The following is a 20,178-nucleotide window of genomic DNA, read 5'->3' on the forward strand; positions in this document are numbered from 1 at the left end:
CCGGGTTGGCCATCGTGATGCGTCTCCTCAATCGCGTTCGCGCCGGCCGCGTGGCGCATGCGGCCGTTCAGCTGGCCGCCCGCCGCGCTGGCGACGCAGCTTCGCCTCCAGCGTGGCGGCCTGTTCCTCGCGCTCGTCGCGCAGCTTGAGGTAGTTGCGCCAGCGTTCGGGCGACAGCTCGCCGCTGTCCAGCGCGGCCTGCACCGCGCAGCCCGGCTCGCTGCCGTGGCCGCAGTCGGCGAAGCGGCAGGCTTCGGCCAGGTCCTCGATGTCGGCGAACAGGTCGAGGTTTTCCTCGCCGGTGAGCTTCAGCTCGCGCATGCCGGGCGTGTCGATCAGGCAACCGCCGGTGGGCAGCTGCAGCAGCGCGCGGTGGGTGGTGGTGTGGCGGCCGCGGCTGTCCTGGTGGCGCACCGCGCCGGTGGCCATCCGGTCGATGCCGAGCAGGGTGTTGGTGAGCGTGGACTTGCCCGCGCCGGAGGAACCCACCAGCACCGCGCTGTCGCCGGGCTGCAGGCAGGGCGCGAGCTGCGCCGCGCTGGCCGGATCCTTGCCGTTGATCGCGTGGATCGCCGTGCCGGGTGCCAGCCGCGCGCGCAGTTCGGCGATGCGCTCGGCGGCGTCCGCGTGCAGGTCGGTCTTGCTCAGCAGCACCACCGGCCGGGCGCCGGAATCCTCGATCAGCGAGAGGTAGCGCTCGATGCGTGCCGGGCTGTAGTCGCCGTCCAGGCCGGTGAGCACCAGCACGTAGTCGATGTTTGTGGCGATGATCTGCCGCGCGTAGCGTTCGCCCGCGGCGGCGCGCGACAGCACGGTGCGCCGCGGCAGCACGGCGACGATGTGCGGCGGCTGGCCGGGCTCGATCTCCACGAAATCGCCTACCGCCGGCCGCTCGGCCGGATCGATGCCGCGCTTCAGGAACTGCCCCGCCGGCTGCGCACCGAAGCTGTGCTCGCCATCGTGCAACTCGTAGCCGGTGCGGTGTTGCGCCACCACCCGCGCCAGCCGCCGGCCTGTCGCGGGCAATGCTTCGCCGCGCCAGCCGATGCGCCGCAACAGCTCTAACGTTTCGGCATCGCTCATGAGTCAGGGGAATTCGACATGTGGTGCGATTATGCCCTGCCCCGGAAACGCCCGCGCAAAGCCAGCTGGCCGGCTCGCGCTGCATCGCAGCATCCTGCTAGGATCGACGGCAATCCGGCTGCGCGCCGGCCCCGACCCACGAGGATTCCCGCGTTGGCTTCGATCAGACCCAGCACGCATCTGGCAGACGTGCGTTACGAGATCCGCGGCGCGCTCACCCGGCGCGCCCGCGAGCTGGAGGCCGCCGGCCGCGACATCATCAAGCTCAACATCGGCAACCCCGGCCGTTACGGTTTCGACACCCCCCCGCATCTGCGCGAAGCCATCGCCGGCCACCTGCGCGACAGCGAGGCCTATGGCCATGAACAGGGCCTGGAAGCCGCCCGCGAAGCCATCGCCGCACAGCAGCGTGCGCGCGGCGCACGCCATGTGGACGTGGAGCGCATCTTCATCGGCAACGGCGTCAGCGAGCTGATCGACCTCAGCCTGCGTGCCCTGCTGCAACCCGGCGACGAGGTGCTGCTGCCCAGCCCCGACTACCCGTTGTGGAGCGCCGCCACCATCCTCAACGGCGGCCAGCCGCGCTATTACCGCTGCCTCGCGGAGAACGGCCACCAGCCCGACCCGGACGAGATCGAGGCGCTGGTCACCCCGCGCACCCGCGCCCTGGTGCTGATCAACCCGAACAACCCCACCGGCGCGATCTACCCGCGCGCGCTGCTGGAACGCATCGTGGCGGTGGCCGCACGGAACGACCTGCTGCTGCTGACCGACGAGATCTACGACGAGATCCTCTACGACGACATGCCGTTCCAGCCGCTGGCCGCCGTGGCCGGCAACCTTCCCTGCGTGAGCTTCGGTGGCCTCAGCAAGGTGCATCGCGCCTGCGGCTACCGGGTGGGCTGGCTGAGCCTGTCCGGCGAGCCCGCACGCAGCGCCGAATACCGCGACGCGCTGCAGCTGCTGGCCGCGCTGCGGCTGTGCGCGAATGTCACCGCGCAATGGGCGGTGATTCCGGCGCTGCAGGACGCGCCCACCATCACCGCGCTCACCGCGCCCGGCGGCCGGTTGCACGAGGCGCGCCAGGCCGTGCTCGACGGCGTGGCCGCCAGCAGGTATCTGGAACTGGTGTCGCCCGCCGGTGCGCTGTACGCCTTCCCCCAGGTACGGGCGGAGGCCATGCCCGGCTTCGACGACAATGCCTTCGCGTTGCGCCTGCTGGAGGAAGAGCACGTGCTGGTGGTGCCCGGTTCCAGTTTCAACGTGGCAGCCAGCCGTCACCTGCGCCTCACCCTGCTGCCGCAACCGGCCCAGCTGCGCGAGGTGTTCGTGCGCATCGAGCGGGTGCTGGCGCGCATGGCGGCGCAACAGCCGCGCCGCGCCGTCGCATGACTCAAGGCCCCCGCCCCCGCCCACGGCAGGGAGATTCGGGAGAAGGCGCATGCCACTGACCTACCTCGCCCTCGGCGACTCCTACACCATCGGCGAGAGCGTGCCGGCGGAGGGCCGCTGGCCCATGCAACTGGCCGCCGCGCTGCGCGGCGAGGGCCTCCCCCTGGCCGAGCCCGCGATCCTCGCCACCACCGGCTGGACCACCGACGAACTTTCCGCGGCGATGGACGAGGCCGGCTTCGCGCCGCCCTGGGACCTGGTCAGCCTGCTGATCGGGGTCAACAACCAGTACCGCGGCCGCGACGTGGGTGAGTACCGCGGGGAATTCCACCGCCTGCTGGAACGCGCGGCCGCATTGGCCGGCGAACGCCCCGACCGGGTGCTGGTGCTGTCCATCCCCGACTGGGGCGTGACCCCGTTCGCCCGCGACAGCGGCCGCGACATCGCGCGCATCGCCGCCGAACTGGACGCGTACAACGCCACTGCCCGCGAGGAAACCCTGCGGCTGGGCGCACGCTGGGTGGACATCACGCCGATCTCGCGCCAGCACCCCGCCCTGCTCGCCGGCGACGGCCTGCACCCCTCGGCCGCGCAATACGCCCTGTGGGCCGAAGCTGCGCTGCCCGCGGCCCGCGCCATGCTTGCCGCCGCGTCTGCGGCTTGAAGCCGCGCGGCGGCGCCGGCATATCGGGCGTATCATTGCCCTCTTTGCCGGAGCCCCTCATGTCCCTCGACACCGCCACCCGCGAACGCATCGAAACCCTGCTCAAGAGCCACCGCGTGGTGCTGTTCATGAAGGGCAACCGCCACGCGCCAGCCTGCGGCTTCTCCGCCGCCGCGACGAACACGCTCAACGAACTCCTGCCCGAATACCACACCGTGAACGTGCTGGAGGACCCGGAGATCCGCGAGGGCATCAAGGCCTACGGCGACTGGCCCACCATCCCGCAGCTCTACGTGGAAGGCGAGCTGGTCGGCGGTGCCGACATCATCCGCCAGATGTACGGCAGCGGCGAACTGCATGCGCTGTTCGGCGTCGCCGCGCCCGACCGCACCCCGCCGGAAATCACCATCACCGATGCGGCCGCCAAGGCCATCCGCGAAGGCACCGCGAACGCGCAGGGCCTGGCCCTGCACCTGGAGATCGGCCCCGACCACAGCGCCGGCTTCCAGCTCGCCCCGGCCAGCGAACACGACATCGTGGCCCATGCCAACGGTCTGGAAGTGCACTTCGACCCGGCCAGCGCCCAGCGTGCCAAGGGCATCGTGATCGACTGGGTCTCCACCGTGCAGGGCGAAGGCCTGAGCCTGAAGTTTCCCGGCGCCCAGGAAGTGAAGTCGCTGACCGTGCAGGAGCTGCAACAACGCCTCGCCGCCGGCAGCATCACCCTGGTCGACGTGCGCCCCGCCGCCAGCCGGGCCGAGCTCTCCCCGCTGCCGCAGGCGCGCATCCTCGAAGACGAAGGCTACGAAGCGCTTGCCACCCTGCCCAGGGACACCGCGCTTGCCTTCATCTGCCAGCGCGGCATCTCCAGCCAAGGCGTGGCCGAACGCTTCGCCGCGCACGGGTTCAGCGACGTGTACAACGTGGCGGGCGGGATGATGGCATGGGCCGCGCAAACCGATCCCGGCGCACTGCCCCACTGAATTTCGGCGCGGGATGCCCCAATCCCGCGCTTCGTCACCGCCCGATCGCCCCACCCTGCGCGTACGCCATCCATGAGCACGCGGGCGTCGGCATCCGGATTGCCGCCCGACGCATCGCGCCTGCGCTCCCCGCCGCGGGAGCGTCGATGGCATGCAAGCAACCCGAGGACGCCGAACGTGCCCTGTTCGGCGTCCTGGCACTAGTACCGGACTGCGCCGAAGCGAATCGGTTGATGGGCATTCATGTGCAGATGCACGGGAACCATGCCGAGGAAGTGGAATTTCCGCAGCAGGTGCTCGCGGTGCGCCCGGACGCCACCGCCACATGAATCCCGGCAGCGTCACCTACGAGGCGTAGCATCGACGATGCCTTGCCGCACCTGCAGCACGCCTGCGAACTGGCACCAGGCCCGCCCATCGGCGGATACAACCCCGGCAATCCGGTTCACCATGAGGCCAACTTCGAGGCATTGATCCAGGCGCCGCCACTCGATCCTGCCCCATGTCCTTCGCAACTGTGCCTGGTCCATGCCCAGGCCGACCTTGGCAACATTACTGTTGGCTATCCGCAGCCGCCGAAAGATTTTGCGCAACCAACGCTGCTGCAGGATCCGGGTTCTTGCTGCCCAATCCTCAAGACCGAACCAATCCCGCGTTCAGCGACTACGCTCCCGCCGGACCCCATCGCGCAGCCATCCACGCCACGTCCACCATGCCGGCTCCCGGCCCATCCTGCTGGCGGAGCACCCTTGTGTGGGTGAAGGTCACCATGCACTTGCCGCTCTACTCGGGGCATTGCACTGACCTTCCGTCGCGAACGGCATGAAGCCCAAGAGTCACCACTGCGCAAGACAGTGGGTCACAAAGCGACGACCGGCCAAGAGCCCCGTCTTGTGCGCGCAGTCGATCTCGAACATGCGGCAGCCGTGGCCGGGTGAATTCGACATCAGCCACGCAGCCCGTGACTCAAGCACTCATTCTACGAGTCCGAGCCAGAAAGATTTTCGCCGCGCAAACACACCTTTGCAGCTGTATCGATACCCCGAACCGCACCGGGACAAGCCAGTCTTAACGCCGGCAATCGAGCCGCGAGGGCCTGGCCCAGCAGCAACGTATCGCGCGTCAATAATGTCTTGCATGAATCGTATTTTTTTGCGAAATGTCGCAACGAAACCACTACCACGCGTGCCGATATCAAACGGCAAACAAGCCAATCCATGAGCACCCAGCATGGCCAGAGAAAGCGCTCGATCGCACACTATTGGCGATATCGCAAAAACATACGATGAATGACGAAAATCGCATTAATTTTCATGCGCATGAATAATGTTCGCAAGATGCTAAAAAAGCGTTGACAGATATTGATGGACCGAACTAAGTTCGGCCGCGGAAGGTGGTCAAACCGGTTGCCTTGCAAGAGCAGGCGGATGGGGAGTCGAGGGTCAAGGTGGCAATCCTCGTTGCGCTTGGCTTGTTCGCTGCATCATCAACCGGAAGTGGCCTCTTGCATCCAACTCCATGCCGCAGCTCCGGGCGGCTGGTGCGATCGATTTCCAGTTGCCCGTAGTCGGGTTGTCTTTGGGGAGTAAAACTAATGAACAAGCGTTTCATGCGAGAGAACCAGTACCGCCGCAACACCTTGGCTGCCGCCTTGGCGGTGGGCCTGGGCATCAGCGGCGTGGCCTACGGCCAGGCCACGACCGGCTCGGTCTACGGTACGGCGCCGGTATCGGCCGGCGAAACGGTCAAGGTCGTCAACACCCAGACTGGCCTCACCCGCGAAGTCGCGGTCGGCAGCGATGGCCGTTATGGCGCCAACCAGTTGCCGGTGGGCGACTACACCGTGTCGCTGATGCAGAACGGCAATGCGGTCGCTACGCGCGATCATGTGCAGGTGAGCGTGGCGGGTGGTACGTTGGTGCCGTTTGCCGCTGCGGAAGGCGGCAAGAACATCCAGAACCTCACCAGCGTCACGGTCACGGCCAACTCGCTTCCGGCGATCGACGTGTCCTCCACCCGCCAGACCTCGGTGATCACCGCGCAGCAGCTGAAGCAGTTGCCGCTGGCGCGCAACGCCGAGTCCATCGCCGTGCTGGCGCCCGGCGTCGCCGGCGGCAACGCCAGCCTAGGCACCGGCCCGGCCGGTACCCCGCTGATCTCCTTCGGCGGCGATTCGACGGCGGAGAACGCCTACTACATCAACGGCTTCAACACCACCGACCCGGTGGGCAACGCGGGCGGCATCGCCCTGCCGTACTTCGCCATCGCCGAACAGCAGACCATCACCTCCGGCTACGGCGCCGAATACGGCCGCTCCACCGGCGGCGTGATCAGCCAGATCGGTCATCGGGGCGGCAACGATTTCCACGCCGGCCTCTATGTCACCTGGGCGCCGACCTGGGGGCAGAGCACCTACGACAACATCTACTATGCGAACCCGGCGTCGACCACGCAGGGCCAGCAACTAGGCGACATCTACGTCAATCGCCGCAAGAACGAAGACTGGAGCACGGTTTACGACGCTTACCTGTCCGGCCCGCTGATCAAGGACAAGCTGTTCTTCTACATCACGGCCGAGGTCCAGCACGACAGCACCAAGTCCACCGGTTCGGTCGATTCGCCGTACTACAATTCGCACAGCATGAGCTTGCCCAAGTTCTACGGCAAGCTGGACTGGAACATCAACGACAACAACGTTCTTGAAGCCACCTACGCCTCGAGCAAGGCCGAAGACCTCTCGAACAACGCCTACAACTACGACTACAGCAACAACAGCATCGGCAATTTCAACTCCATCAACAACCCGCTGTACTCGAGCAAGTTCGACATCGGCATCCTGAAGTACACCTCGTACATCACCGACAACCTCACGCTGAGCGTGCTGGCCGGCAAGATGAAGAGCACGTACTACAGCCAGCAAATGACCTATCCGGGCTTCGACGTACTGCTGGCGGGCGTGTCTGGCGTGGGAAGCCAGAACCCGACCGTTCCGGGCTCCGGCAACACGAACAACAACGCGCTGACCATCCCCTCTCCGGACCACAAGTCCACCGAGAACAACTTCCGCCTGGACCTGGACTGGAAGCTGGGCGATCACGATGTGAAGTTCGGCATCGACAACATGCGCAGCACGGACATCAGCGACGGCAGCCAGAGCGCCGGTCCGGGCTATTACTGGATTTACGGCAGTCAAGGGGCGAAGAACTTCTCCCAGCCTACCCTGTCGTGCAACGCCTTGGGCCAGTGCGTCGACAACCCGATCAACTACCCCAATGGTGGCGCGGTGGGCACCGGCGACACGGCCAAGAGCTACTACGTCGTGAAGCGGACCTACGGCGGCGTGGCCTCGTTCACGGTGGAGCAGAAGGCGCAATACGTCGAGGACAACTGGCAGGTTACGCCCAACCTGCTGCTGAACCTCGGCCTGCGCAACGACCAGTTCACCAACTACAGCGCCGGCAATCAGCCTTACATCCGGGAAACCTCGCCGCAGTGGCAGCCGCGCCTGGGCTTCAGCTGGGACATCTTCGGAGACAGCAGCGCCAAGCTGTACGGCAACGTGGGGCGTTACTACCTTGCCCTGCCGACGGGCCTTGGCGTCCGCATGGCAGGCGCCAATGCCTACCTCAATGAGTACTACACCTACGCGTCCATCGATTCGAACGGCATTCCGCAGGGCCTGACCCAGGTTCACACGAGCGCGACGCCATACTCGCCCGACGGTGAGTACGGTACGCCGAAGGATCCGAAGACGATTGCCGCCTCGGACCTGAAACCGATGTACCAGGACGAGTACGTGCTGGGCTTCCAGAAGACGCTCAACGCGTTCGGCCAGTCCCTGGTCTGGACCTCGCAGGCGACCTACTCGAGGATGAACAACATCATCGACGACGTCGGTACTGTCACCGAGCCTGCCGATGCGCTCGACAGCGCATTCCAGACGGACATCCTGGTCAACCCCGGACGCAGCAACAAGGTGCGTTACCTGGCGACCGACGGCACCTACAAGACCTACACGTGGAACCCGCACACGGCGACGGGTGGATACGTCACAGGCTACCCTGCGGCGTTCCGCAAGTACTACAGCCTGGAAGAAGCCCTTGAGCATCCGTGGGATGGCAAGTGGATGGGCAAGATCGACTACGTGTTCGCCAAGAGCTACGGCACCACGGAAGGCCCGACCTATTCGCCGCTCGGACAGGTCTCCAATGCCTCGGCCGCTGCGGGTGGCGGCCAGTCCGCCTCGATCAGCGAGGCTTGGGACTTCCCCGAGTTGATGGAGTATTCGAACGGCGAGCTGCCGAATTCGCATCGCCACACGCTGAAGGCCTACGGCACCTATGCGATCACCCCCGAGTGGCTGGTCAGCGGCTTGTACATCATCCAGTCGGGCGCGCCCATCACCTGCCTGGGCGCCTGGGGCCCGGACCAGATCGATGCGGAGGGTTACGGCGAGGCCTACCACTGGTGCGACGGCCAGCCGTCGCCTCCGGGCAAGGCCGGCCATCTGCCGTGGACCCACAAGCTCGACCTCTCGCTCAGCTACATCCCGGCGTGGGCCGACAAGCACCTGACTCTCCAGGTGCAGGTCCAGAACGTGTTCAACGAGCAGAACACCACGGCTTACACCGTTACCCACGATGGCGTGGGTGGTGTACCGGATTCCACGTACAAGCTGCCAATCGGCGGCGTGACGGGCTATGCGGTGGAGCAGCCGCGGTTTGCGGAGTTCAGCGTCAAGTACGATTGGTAAGAAGACAACTCTCTTGCTGGCGGCATCGCAAGTCGATGCTGCCAGGTGAGGGAGGCAAGAAGCAGGAAAACAAGGCCGCCGGGCAACCGGCGGCCTTGTTCGTTTCAGCACGCGAGGTGATCGCGCAGTGGCTGCGACCAGTCCAGATAAGGCGTGCCGGTCCATGAAAAAGCCACCGGCCATGACGGCCGGTGGCTGCGAAGCATCAACGCTGGAGCTTGTCAGTAGTCGTAGGTCACCGACAGGCGTACGGTACGCGGCGGCGTGGTGTAGAGCGACTGGCCGTAGTAGTTGTTCGTGATCAGCGTGTTGCTGTCCGTGTCGAACCCCGACTGGTACGACGGATCGACCTGCAGGGCTCGCTGCTGGTTCAGCGCGTTGAAGACGTCCAGGTTGAAGCCAAGCTTGTTGTCCGCGAACGCCGGACGGTAATGCACGCCCAGGTTCAGCAACTCCGTCCACGGTGTGTGGCCGTTCGAACCCGGGGTCACACGCTTGCCGTTGCACCAGTGATAGTTGCCGGTGCCCGAGTTGTTGTAGCCGGTCGGGTCGTTGGCACCACCCGGCTCATAGCCATCCGGGCCCTGGGTATACGGGCCGAAGTAGCCCAGGCACTCTTTTGGCATGCCCGACTGCACCAGCAAGGTGGCCGAGACCATCCATTCCGGCGAGATCTGGTAATCACCGCGGAACTTGATCTGGTGCTTGCGGACATTGGCGAACTCGCCGTACTGGCCGTCCATCAGCTGCCAGCTGTCCCAGTCTTCCGTCTTGGAAATGTCTTCCTGGCCAAAGTCGGAACGCACCTGGCCTTCGGTGTTGCCGAAACCGCGGGTGAAGGTGTAGTCGATGCGGCCATACCACTTGCCGTCGAACGGATGCTCCAGGTACATGTTTAGCGAGCCGTACTTGCGCACGGCGCCGCGGCTGAAGCCCCAGTCCTTCGTCGTCATCGGCACGATGGTGCTCTTGCTGCCATCGTTGGATTCCAGCAGGAAATTGTTGGTCATGCCTGGATTGAACAAGACGCAGGTCGACAGCGCAGCCGAGTTGGAGTAGTCATCGGGGTTGAGCCCCATGCTCGTCATCTTGTCGGCAACCCGGCTGTTGTCGCACACGTCATCGATCGCGGCCTTCAGGTCGCGCCACATGGCCTTGGCGCCGTACACCCAGTTGTCACCCAACTTCTTGTCGAAGCCGACGATGAACTCGTCCAGGTATTCCGGCTTCAGGTTACGGGCCGCGACCTGCTTGGCATCCTTGGGCTGCCCCGTCTCGCCATCGGGCGAAGTCCACGCCGTGCAGTCGTGCACGTTCAGCGGGACACCAGTGGTCTCGTCCACCCCACTGAAAGAGCAGGTCGACGTCAGGTAGGTCGAACGATTCGCTGCACGCTCCGCCGCATTGTTCGGCAGCGCCAGATAGTAGCGGCCGGCATTGCCGTAGATCTTGAGCGAGGAATCGCCGAACACGTCCCAGCTGGCGCCGAGGCGGGGTTCCCACTGGTTCTTCTCGTCGACGAAGGCCTTGCCGACATCATTGAAGTTGGTGAAGCGGTCGTTGCGCAGGCCGATGCTCAGGTACACGTTCTGCGCCACCTGCCAGTTGTCCTGCAGGTACCATGCCTTCTGCGACATGGTCATGCTGGTCGCCCAGCCGATCTGCCGCTTCTGTGCCGAGGTGGCACTGATATAGCGCCAATAATAGTCTTGTGAACTGTACGGGTTCTGGAAGCTCGGACCCTGATCGGTGGCGCGGTAGTACATGTTGTCCATGCCGGCCAGCAGGTCGTGATCGCCCAGCTTGTAGTCGAAGTCCACGCGCAGGCCGCGAGTGGAGTTCTTGGCGCCCGGTGAGGTCCAGGTGGTGTTGGTCTGGGCATTGCCCGGCTGGTAACCATCCGGCTGCTTGCCGCTGCTGCCCCTGGAAATGAACGGCAACGGACTGGTGTTGCCGTAGGCGACCGGGTCCTGGAAGTGCCCCTTGCCCGCCACGACGCTCAATGTGGCTGCGTCGGTGATGTAGCTGGTGAAGTGCCCGATGTAGATCTGGGCATTGTCCTTGGTGACGTCATTCTTGGTGACAAACGCGCCACGCTGAAGGGTGTCGTAGTCGAAGCCGTAGGTCGAACCCGCGCCACGACTGTTGTTGTCCTTCAGCGCAGTGAGCTCCAGGATGTTGCTGTCGGTGATGTTCCAGTCCAGCTTGCCGTAGAACTTGGTGTCCTTGTTGGCGTAATCCTGCACCTTGGCGTTGTCGTTGTTCTCGACATTGGTGCCCTGGTCCTTGGTGGTCTCGGCCGCCAGGAACATGTACAGCTTGTCCTTGATCAGCGGGCCGCCCAGGTAGGCGGAATAGACCGTCTCCCAGTATTTGTTGTCGTTGCGGTACTGGCGCAGCGTACCCGGAGCATTCGGATCCGATGCGTTGCTGACCAGACCGGTGGAAGCCGGCACGGGAGTGTTGCCGTAACGGTAATTGGTCGGCGTGCCTTCGAGCGAGCGCGGCTGCCAGGCTACCTGCCCGCCAAAGTGCCACTCGTTGTTGCCGCGCTTGCCGACTTGGTTGATCACGCCGCCGTCGGAGCGGCCGTACTTGGCGTCGTAGCCACCGGTGAGGGTTTCCTGCTGCTCGATCGCCCCGTAGGGCAACTGGAAGCCGCCCAGGTTCTTGTAGGGTTCACCCACGTTGTAACCGTTCACGTAGTAGGCGTTCTCGGTCACGCTGGAACCACCGAACGACACCAGCGTCTGACCGCCCGGGCCGGTGAAGAAGCCGCTGCCCGAAGTGGTGTTGGGCGCCAGCAGGGCGATGGCCTCGGCGCTGTGCGCAACCGGCAGCCGCTGCAGATCGGCCGCGGTGATAACCGTGCTCGAATTGACGCTGGTGACGTCGATGGCCGGAAGCGCGCTGGCCGAAACGGTCACGGTGGACAGCTCGGTGGCATTGGCGCTGCTGGAGGCGAAATCGACACCCGCAGCGGCACCCGACGACACATAGGTCTTGTCGCGGGTGCTGATCACCTGGCCGTTCTGCTTCAGGGTGACGCTGTAGGTACCCACCGGCAGGTTGTCGACGCGATAACGGCCGCTACTGTCCACCGCCACTTCACGGGTGAAGCCGGCGGCGCTGGTGACCATCACGGTCTCGCCGGATGCCACGGGCGCCTGGCCGAAGATGCTGCCGACGGTGCTCTGCGCCAGCGCGCCGCCGCTGAAACTCAGGCCAAGGGCGATCGCCAAGGCAGTCGGACGCCAACGGAAGGCGTTGGCGCCAGCTCCATATCGAATACTCATTACGCTTCTCCCCAAATTGATAGACGACTGATGCATCAAGGACACACCATGGATCGGCAGATCAAGATCCCTGTCTCGCAAAAACTTGCACTTCATTCTTGTGAGCCCTTCCAGGCGCGACCTGCCAGTCATGAAAAATAATCCCGCAAAAACATGCTAGTCAACAAAAATTTTATGTTTTCCGAAAGAACTAGTCGAAAGATCCTTTGCCCATCCATGCATCCCTGCAATATCTTGCTATTCAATCAATAAGTTGCACCCAGGGGTAAGTACATGGACCGGGCATCATCGACGCGCACGAGGCTGCCGCCGCCGAACCCGTGAAGCACCCGCCGTCCGTGCCGGATACCCCTGACGTGACGGCAAGCCATGTCAAAGCACAACTCCCCTGCACGGATGTCGCCGCAGCGATCCTGCCCAGGAGTCGGATGCCGGCGCGTCTCCACGTGAATGGAGCACCATCAATGGTGGCGCTACCAACCGTCGATGGACCTACGGCCCCTACCAGGGAGTTGATGGAGCGGGGCCATCACGGTAGGCGCCGACTTCCCGGGCGAGCCGTACATGAGCGCCTGCTGCTCCATTCGGCGGCATGATCGACGAGGCGCACGACGTACTGGGGCGTTGCCTCCTCTGCTGGCCGACCTGCGGCGATGCTGCCTTGGTGCTGGTCAACCTGCGCAGGCAATCGCCGGAGTCCAACCGGTTGGCGCGGGCCACAAGAAATTGCCATGCATGCTTGCGGAAGGCATCAATCCCGATCGCGACTTCGTGCGGACGGAATTCGAATATGCCAGCTTCAAGGTGTGAGATGATCTCGATTGCCGCGGGGATGTCTGGGCAGCCTGTCCAGCCTCGCCTCGCCCCGGGAAATCATCGATTTCCGGCGCCGGTTGTACTGGATTGCCGACGTGACCCGGCACGTTCCGAGGGGTTGCCCGAGGTGCTCCAACGCAGCAGGCGGATCGATTTCGGCCAGTACACGCGCCTCGCGCGAGGCTGGCACGCCACGCTGCCCGGCGCCATGCTCGACGTTCCGTACACCGACCTGGTGCAACGGACCGAGGCCACCGTCCGCGGCATCCTGGATTTCTGCGGGTTGCCGGCCGAGGAGGCCTGCTTCCGGCCGGAACGCAACGCGTCCCCCGTGGCCACCCCCAGCACCATCCAGGTGCGCGAGGCCGTGCACACACGGGGCCTGGGGCAGTGGCGAACCTATGCGCGGCAGCTGGAGCCGCTGCGCCTCGCGCTGGAAGCACAGCTGGGCGAACCGGTCGGGTAACGTCGTGCCGGACCCGGGCGTTCCCGGCTCCGCCCCCTACTCCCCTTCGCCATCCTCCTCGAACCGCAGGTGCTTCACGCTGCGGCCGTTGCGGCGCACCAGCTTGAGCGCCTCGATGCCGATGCGTATGTGCGCCTCGACGTATGTCTCGGTGACCTTGCGGTCGCTGGCTTCGGTCTTCACGCCCTCGGGGATCATCGGCTGGTCGGAAACCAGCAGCAGCGCGCCGCAGGGGATGCCGTTGGCGAAACCGGCGGCGAAGATGGTGGCGGTCTCCATGTCCACCGCCATGCAGCGGGTGCGCCGCAGGTAGGCCTTGAAGTCGTCGTCGTGCTCCCAGACCCGGCGGTTGGTGGTGTAGACGGTGCCGGTCCAGTAGTCGTGGCCGAGGTCGCGGATCATGGTGGAGACGCCACGCTGCAGCTGGAACGACGGCAGCGCCGGCACCTCCGGCGGCAGGTAGTCGTTGCTGGTGCCCTCGCCGCGGATCGCGGCGATCGGCAGGATCAGGTCGCCGATCTGGTTCTTCTTCTTGAGGCCACCGCACTTGCCCAGGAACAGCGCGGCCTTCGGCGTGATCGCTCCGAGCAGGTCCATCACGGTGGCGGCGTTGGGGCTGCCCATGCCGAAGTTGATCAGGGTGATGCCGTCGGCGGTGGCGTTGGGCATGGGGCGGTCGCGGCCGCGCACCTCCACGCCGTGCCAGTCGGCGAACAGGTCCACGTAGCGGCCGAAGTTGGTGAGCAGGATGTGCTGGCCGAACTGTTCCGGCGCGGTGCCGGTGTAGCGCGGCAGCCAGTTGGCGACGATCTCGTGCTTCTCTTTCATGCGGTGTTGCCTTGTCCGATGATGCCTCCGCGCGGGCGGAGCATGCCGGCGACGCCACGCCGGCGGGATCCTCTGGTCTGCCACCCATTATGTATGCATCCGGGCAACGCGCCCTGCTGTCCAGCGGTGCGCCCCGTGATATGTTGCGAGTGCCATTCGAGGGGGATGACACATGCGCATGGGCCTGGCCATCGACGCCGCCTGCGATCTTCCGCAGGCGTTCCTGCGGGAACATCGCGTCACGGTGATGCCGATCACCGTGAAAGTGGACGGCGAGACCTTCATGGACGACCGCGAGCCGGCGGAGATCCAGCGCTTCATCAACCGCCGCCTCGGCAGCCGCAGCCACTCGGCGGAAACCGAGCCGACCTCGGCCGAGGAAGTGCAGCAGTTGTTCCTGGAGCGCCTGGTGCTGGAGCAGGACTGCATGTTCTGCCTCACCATCACCGCCACCCGCAGCCCGATCCACGACAACGTGGTGCGCGCCAGCTTCGCGGTGCTGCGCGGCTACCGCGAAGTGCGCGAACCCGCCGGGGTCAACGGCCCGTTCCTGATGCGGGTGATCGACACCCGCAACATCTTCGCCGGCGCCGCGCCGGCGATCTGGGAGGCGGCCCGGCTGATCGCCGCCGACGAGGCGCCGGCCACGATCCGCGAACGGCTCAACCACGTCGCCAACCACAGCTACGGCTACATGCTGCCGCGCGACCTGTATTACCTGCGCGCCCGCGCCAAGAAGAAGAACGACCGTAGCGTGGGCCTGTTCAGCGCGATGCTGGGCTCGGCCTTGGACATCAAGCCGATCCTGCGCTGCTTCCGCGGCGAGACCGGCCCGGTGGGCAAGGCGCGCGGCTTCGAGCAGGGCGCGCAGCAGCTGTTCGACTACGCCGCCGCCCGCGTCCGCGCCGGCCTGCTGGTGCCGGTGGTCTGCGCCAGCTATGGCGGCGATCTCGCCGTGTTGTCGCACCTGCCCGGCTACGCCGGCCTGCGCGCGGCCTGCGAAGAATGCGGCGTCACCCTGCTGGAGGCGCCGATGAGCATCACCGGCATGGTCAACGTGGGCGAAGGCGCGGTGACGCTGGGCTTTGCCGCCGAGGACCACGAGGCCGCGTTCTGAGCCCGGGACCCCGGGCGGCGTCTCTCCGCCAGGGCGCGGCTGAACGCTTGGCCATGCGCTTCCGGCAAGGTGTACAACATGCGGCGGCCGGATGGCGCGAACCTCCGTCGCCCCGGCGCGGTGCGCCATTGAACGAACCCGCATGCATCCACCGCCAGCGGCGGATGGGCGCGGAAAGCAGGAATACCCCACCGGCATGACAACCAACCAACCCCCGCCTTCCGCACCAGCGCGCGATACCAGCCCGCCCCAACCGGTTGCCCGACTGCTCCAGGAGGCGGCCAGGGCCTTGAGCCTCGACCAGGCCGCACTCGCCGGACAACTGCTGGACAAGGCGCAGGCGCTCGCCCCCGGCAGCGCCGAAGTCCGTCGACTGATGGGCGTGGCCGCCTTGATGGGCGGCGACCACCCGCGGGCCATCTCGCATTTGCGCAGTGCGCTTGCAGCCGATCCGGACGACGCCATCGTCAACATGACGCTGGGCAACGCCCTGTTCGAGACCGGCGAGACCGCTGCCGGCCTGGCATGCCTGCAGCGCGCCTGCGAACTCGCCCCCGGAACCGCCGCGGCCTGGTACAACTTCGGCCGCGCCCTGCAGGTGTCCTCGCGCGTGGAGCAGGCCCGCGAAGCCCTGCAGCGCGCCGTGACGATCGACCACGGCTACACCAGGGCACGCAATGCACTGGCCACCGTGCTGACCAACCTGGGCGACATATCGTCCGCCGTGGCGATACTGCGGGAAACCCTGCGCATGCAGCCCGACAACGCCGACGCATGGTTCGCCCTGGGCAACATGAAGACCGAATCCTTCGGCAGCGAGGATGTCGCGCAGCTGCGTGGCCTGTTCCGCCGACCCGGCATCTCCGACGACTCGCGCATCCTGCTCGGCTTCACGCTCGCCAAGGCGATGGAGGACCAGGCCGACTATGCGGCGGCGTTCGACGTCGTGCGCGAGGCAAACGCCCTGAAACGCCGGCATCTGTACTGGGACCGGAGCGAAGAACGGGCCCGCGTCGACGCCATCGCAGGCGCGTTCTCCGCGCCGTTGCCGGCGCCGCTGGATGCCACGCTGGGGCAGGAGGTCGTTTTCGTGGTGTGCCTGCCACGCTCCGGCTCCACCCTGACAGAGCAGATCCTCGCCTCCCATCCGGAGGTTGCGGGCGGTGACGAGATCCAGGCCCTGCCCGAGATCCTCGACGAGGAATCCGGCCGCCGCGGCATGCCCTTTCCCCGGTGGGTGCCTGCGGCGACCGCCGCGGACTGGCATCGCCTGGGCGAGGAATACCTGGCGCGCACCAGCCGCTGGCGCCTGCAGCGTCCGCGCCTCACCGACAAGAACGTCAGCAACTGGGCCTTCGTGGGCGCGGCACTGGCCATGCTGCCCGGGGCCCGGGTGGTGAACTCGCGCCGCGATCCATTGGAAACCTGCCTTGCCGGCTACCGGCAGTTGTTCGCCACCGGCGTGCACTTCAGCTACGACCTGGACGACATGGTGGACTATTTCACCGGCTACGATCGCCTGAGCGGGCTCTGGCGACGGACCTTCCCCCAGCAGTACTTCGAGCACCAGTACGAAGCATTGCAGAGGGACCCCGAAGGGCAGATTCGCCGCCTGCTGGATTTCTGCAGGTTGCCGTTCGACGCCGCCTGCCTCGCCTTCCACCGGACTCCGCGCACCGTGCTCACCGTCAGTTCGGCACAGGTGCGGCAGCCGTTGCGCCGGGACACCGCGCGCGCCCCGCTTTACGGCGACAAGCTCGAACCGCTGCGCGCCAGGCTCCGCGCGGCCGGCCTGCTGCCTGGCGGTGCCTGAGCGCGGCCCGCGTCGGTCGAACGCCGGAATGCAGGCGTTTCACGGACGAAGGCACGGTGACGACGGGCTTTGTCGGTGAGGTGCACGAGGACGTATCCTGAGCCTCGCCCTCGAGTGGCCGTGAAAACGAACGATGCCGCGCCTGCCCACCCTGCCAGCCTGTCTCGCCATGATCGGCGCCAGCCTGTGCGCGTCAGCGCATGCGCAGACGGTCTATCAATGCACGGGAACGCACGGCGAGGCCAGCTACCAGTCCACGCCCTGCCCCGGCACGCGGCGCCAGCGGCAGATCACCCTCGACGCGCCACCTGCATCGCCGCCACCGCCCCCTGCACCCGTGGCAGCCGACAGCGCGCCATCGGTTGCCGAGATCCCGCCGCCACCGCCAACACCGGTCGCCGCGCCGATTCCCGCGCTCTACCAGTGCGTGCGCGCCACCGACGGCGAGACCTACACCAGCACCACCGGCGAACCGCCCGGCTATTACGCGCCCCTCGGCATCGTCGGCGTACCCACCACCCTGGCGCAGCAGTACAACGCGGCGAACCACATGGGTCACGATCAGCCCAACGCCACCATGGTCTCGGGCTACTACACCTGGGTGCAGGATCGCTGCCGCGCGCTGGGTCCGCAGGAAGTCTGCGCCGTACTGCGCAAGGACTGGGCGGAGAACGAGCACAGGCTCGGCCGTGCGTTCAAGAGCGATCAGCCGCCGCTGCTCAGCCACGAGGCCGAACTGCGCGCGCAACTGCAAGGCTGCGGCGGACCGTAGGAGCGGCCGCTCCAGGAAAGTCAGAAACCGTAGTTGAGGAAACCGCCGTCCACCGCCAGCACCTGGCCAGTGATGTAGCTGGCCGCGGGCAGGCACAGGAAGGCGATCGCCGCGGCCACCTCCTCCGGCTCGCCGATGCGGCGCAGCGGCGTGTGGTCCAGCACTTCCTCCAGGTAGTCCTCGTCGGCCAGCGCGGGATCGGTGCGCTGGGTGCGGATGTACCACGGCGCCACCGCGTTGACGCGGATGCCATCCACCGCCCACTCCGCGGCGAGGTTGCGGGTGAGCTGGTGCAGCGCGGCCTTGCTCATGCCGTAGGGCGCACCGGTGCGCACGTGGGTGGTGCCGGACACCGAGCCCACGTTGACGATCGCCGCGTTCGCGTGCTGCACCAGCTGCGGGTGCGCCAGCCGGCACATCTCGAACGCGGCGAACAGGTTCAGCTCGAAGATCGCGCGGTAGTCGTCGCCGTCGTACTCCAGCACCGGCTTCGGCAGGTTGCCGCCCGCATTGTTGACGAGCAGCGACAGCGGCAGGCCGAGATCGGCCACCCAGTCGAACACCGCAAGCCTGTCCTCCGGCTCGGACAGGTCGGCGCCCAGCGCATAGACCTCGATGCCCTCGTGCTCGTCGGCCAGTTCCACCCGCACCTGTTCGAGGTAATCCTCGTCGCGAGCCACCAGGAGCAGGTTCGCGCCCAGCCCGGCCAGCTCGTGCGCGGTGGCGTAGCCGATGCCCTTGCTGGCACCGGTGATCAGGGCGGTGTGGCCGCGCAATTGCCAGGCGTCGATGCGGCTGTTCATGGGGCGAGCTTACACGATGGCCTTGCCCGCGGAATCGCACGGCGAGACACTCGCCACCTGCACTGGCCGAGGATCATTTCATGAAAACCCTGCTGTTGCCGTTGTGCCTGCTCGGGCTCACCGCCTGCTCCGGCAAGCCGCCAACGCCCACGGCAGCCGCGCAACCGGCAGTCGCGGCCAGCAGCCGCGTCGCCACGCCGTGGGACGCGATGAAGGCCGACGAGCAGCGCGCCAGGGACGTGCAGAAAATCGTGGACAAGCAGGCCGAAGACCAGCGCAAGCAGATCGAGGCGCAGACGCAGTAGCGGGCTGTCGCAAGACAGCCCGCTACTGCGATCCATGGATGGATCGCTCGCCGGTCGGGCGCGCACGCGCCTGATCGGCGGAGCTTGGCCCGGCCGCACCGGGCCAAGCGAGTCGGGAATGCGCAGGAAAGCGCTTTCCCGACACGTCGGTGCACCGCTTTGGCCGTCTATGCGCCCGAACCGCTTGCCGTGCACGACCAGAGCCGGCATGGTGAAGCGATGAACGTAATCGGCGCCACCCCGCCTCTGCTCGAGATCGACGCCGCCACCGTGCTGCGCGGCGGCCTGCCGGTGCTCGACCGCTTCAGCCTGCGCGTCGAGGAGGGTCGGCACACCGCGATCCTCGGCGCCAACGGCTCGGGCAAGTCCACCCTGGTGCAGCTGATCGCCCGCCAGCTCTACCCGCTGGCGCACGACGACCGCCGCGGCCCGGTACGCGTGTTCGGCCGCGAGCGCTGGAACGTGGCCGAGCTGCACGGCCTGCTCGGCATCGTTTCGCCCGTGCTGCAGCACGATTACACCAGCGAGATGCCGCTGGAGGTGTTCGACGCGGTGGTTTCCGGATTCTATGCCGCACGCGGACTGGGGCTGGATCACCAGGTCAGCGAGGGCATGCGCGAACGTGCGCATGCCGCACTCGCGCAACTCGACGCCAGCCACCTGGTCGGCCGCGACATGGCCGGCCTGTCCACCGGCGAGGCGAGGCGGGTGCTGATCGCCCGCGCCCTGGTGCACCGACCGCGTGCACTGCTGCTGGACGAGCCTTGCGCCGGGCTGGACCTGGCGAGCCGGCGCCGCTTCCTGGAAAGCCTGCGTGCACTGGCGCGCGGCGGCACCACCCTGCTGCTGGTGACCCACCACGTCGAGGAAATCATCCCGGAGATCGGCCACGTGCTGCTGCTCAAGCACGGCCGCGTGCTGCGGCAGGGCGGCAAGACCGCCACGCTCACCGACGGCGCGCTGGGCGAGGCGTTCGACATGCCCATGCGCGTGACGCGCCACGGCGACTGGTACCACGCCGCAGTGGCGACACCGTAGGAGCGGCTTCAGCCGCGACCGGTCGTACGAATCGCGGCTGAAGCCGCTC

15 protein-coding genes are annotated in these 20,178 nt (G+C 66.4%); 11 read left to right on the top strand and 4 right to left on the bottom strand.

The features are described from left to right. Positions 1–27 precede the first annotated feature (27 nt). Positions 28–1,083: a ribosome small subunit-dependent GTPase A gene (gene rsgA, locus ABQJ56_RS00325; protein ID WP_367842992.1), complete on the bottom strand. Its 1,056-nt coding sequence runs from the start codon at positions 1,081–1,083 to the stop codon at positions 28–30. 153 nt (positions 1,084–1,236) lie between these two features. On the opposite strand from rsgA, the gene ABQJ56_RS00330 reads away from it, so the two are divergent. From ABQJ56_RS00330 to ABQJ56_RS00350, 5 genes are all read left to right on the top strand, one after another. Further along, on the top strand, positions 1,237–2,475 hold the full coding sequence (locus ABQJ56_RS00330) for an aminotransferase class I/II-fold pyridoxal phosphate-dependent enzyme (protein ID WP_367842993.1): 1,239 nt from the start codon (positions 1,237–1,239) through the stop codon (positions 2,473–2,475). 49 nt (positions 2,476–2,524) lie between these two features. After that, positions 2,525–3,139, top strand: a complete 615-nt coding sequence (locus tag ABQJ56_RS00335) for an SGNH/GDSL hydrolase family protein (protein ID WP_367842995.1) — start codon at positions 2,525–2,527, stop codon at positions 3,137–3,139. A gap of 59 nt (positions 3,140–3,198) precedes the next feature. Further along, positions 3,199–4,122 (top strand): Grx4 family monothiol glutaredoxin, encoded by a 924-nt coding sequence (gene grxD / locus ABQJ56_RS00340; protein ID WP_367842996.1) that lies wholly within the window; start codon positions 3,199–3,201, stop codon positions 4,120–4,122. A 146-nt stretch (positions 4,123–4,268) separates the two neighbouring features. Further along, complete coding sequence (locus ABQJ56_RS00345) at positions 4,269–4,451, top strand: hypothetical protein (protein WP_367842997.1); 183 nt, start codon at positions 4,269–4,271, stop codon at positions 4,449–4,451. Between the two features lie 1,265 nt (positions 4,452–5,716). Then, positions 5,717–8,875 (top strand): TonB-dependent receptor, encoded by a 3,159-nt coding sequence (locus ABQJ56_RS00350; RefSeq protein WP_367842998.1) that lies wholly within the window; start codon positions 5,717–5,719, stop codon positions 8,873–8,875. Between the two features lie 221 nt (positions 8,876–9,096). Here ABQJ56_RS00350 and ABQJ56_RS00355 read toward each other — a convergent pair whose 3' ends face one another. Continuing rightward, entirely contained in the window at positions 9,097–12,117 is a 3,021-nt protein-coding gene (locus ABQJ56_RS00355; RefSeq protein ID WP_367842999.1) for a TonB-dependent receptor, read from the bottom strand. 997 nt (positions 12,118–13,114) lie between these two features. On the opposite strand from ABQJ56_RS00355, the gene ABQJ56_RS00360 reads away from it, so the two are divergent. After that, positions 13,115–13,453 (top strand): sulfotransferase, encoded by a 339-nt coding sequence (locus ABQJ56_RS00360; RefSeq protein ID WP_367843000.1) that lies wholly within the window; start codon positions 13,115–13,117, stop codon positions 13,451–13,453. Between the two features lie 36 nt (positions 13,454–13,489). On the opposite strand, the gene ABQJ56_RS00365 is transcribed toward ABQJ56_RS00360, so the two are convergent. Further along, positions 13,490–14,281: an AMP nucleosidase gene (locus tag ABQJ56_RS00365; RefSeq protein ID WP_367843001.1), complete on the bottom strand. Its 792-nt coding sequence runs from the start codon at positions 14,279–14,281 to the stop codon at positions 13,490–13,492. A 172-nt stretch (positions 14,282–14,453) separates the two neighbouring features. Here ABQJ56_RS00365 and ABQJ56_RS00370 point away from each other — a divergent pair, with 172 nt between their 5' ends. The 3 genes from ABQJ56_RS00370 (at position 14,454) to ABQJ56_RS00380 (ending at position 17,983) form a co-directional block, all read left to right on the top strand. Next, positions 14,454–15,398 carry a DegV family protein gene (locus ABQJ56_RS00370; protein WP_367843002.1) on the top strand — a complete coding sequence of 315 codons (945 nt, stop codon included), beginning with the start codon at positions 14,454–14,456 and terminating at the stop codon, positions 15,396–15,398. Positions 15,399–15,687: 289 nt separating this feature from the next. Further along, complete coding sequence (locus ABQJ56_RS00375) at positions 15,688–17,211, top strand: tetratricopeptide repeat-containing sulfotransferase family protein (protein WP_367843003.1); 1,524 nt, start codon at positions 15,688–15,690, stop codon at positions 17,209–17,211. 133 nt (positions 17,212–17,344) lie between these two features. Further along, complete coding sequence (locus ABQJ56_RS00380; protein WP_367843004.1) at positions 17,345–17,983, top strand: DUF4124 domain-containing protein; 639 nt, start codon at positions 17,345–17,347, stop codon at positions 17,981–17,983. A 20-nt stretch (positions 17,984–18,003) separates the two neighbouring features. Here ABQJ56_RS00380 and ABQJ56_RS00385 read toward each other — a convergent pair whose 3' ends face one another. Next, positions 18,004–18,786 (bottom strand): SDR family oxidoreductase, encoded by a 783-nt coding sequence (locus ABQJ56_RS00385; RefSeq protein WP_367843005.1) that lies wholly within the window; start codon positions 18,784–18,786, stop codon positions 18,004–18,006. 80 nt (positions 18,787–18,866) lie between these two features. Between ABQJ56_RS00385 and ABQJ56_RS00390 the strand changes: the two genes are divergently transcribed. Further along, positions 18,867–19,091 carry a hypothetical protein gene (locus ABQJ56_RS00390; protein WP_367843006.1) on the top strand — a complete coding sequence of 75 codons (225 nt, stop codon included), beginning with the start codon at positions 18,867–18,869 and terminating at the stop codon, positions 19,089–19,091. Positions 19,092–19,310: 219 nt separating this feature from the next. Next, a complete protein-coding gene (locus tag ABQJ56_RS00395; protein ID WP_367843007.1) occupies positions 19,311–20,129 on the top strand; it encodes an ABC transporter ATP-binding protein in 819 nt (272 codons plus the stop codon). The last annotated feature ends 49 nt before the right edge of the window (positions 20,130–20,178 follow it).

The sequence above is a fragment of the Rhodanobacter geophilus genome (assembly GCF_040812275.1).
Taxonomy (GTDB): Bacteria; Pseudomonadota; Gammaproteobacteria; order Xanthomonadales; family Rhodanobacteraceae; genus Rhodanobacter_A; species Rhodanobacter_A geophilus.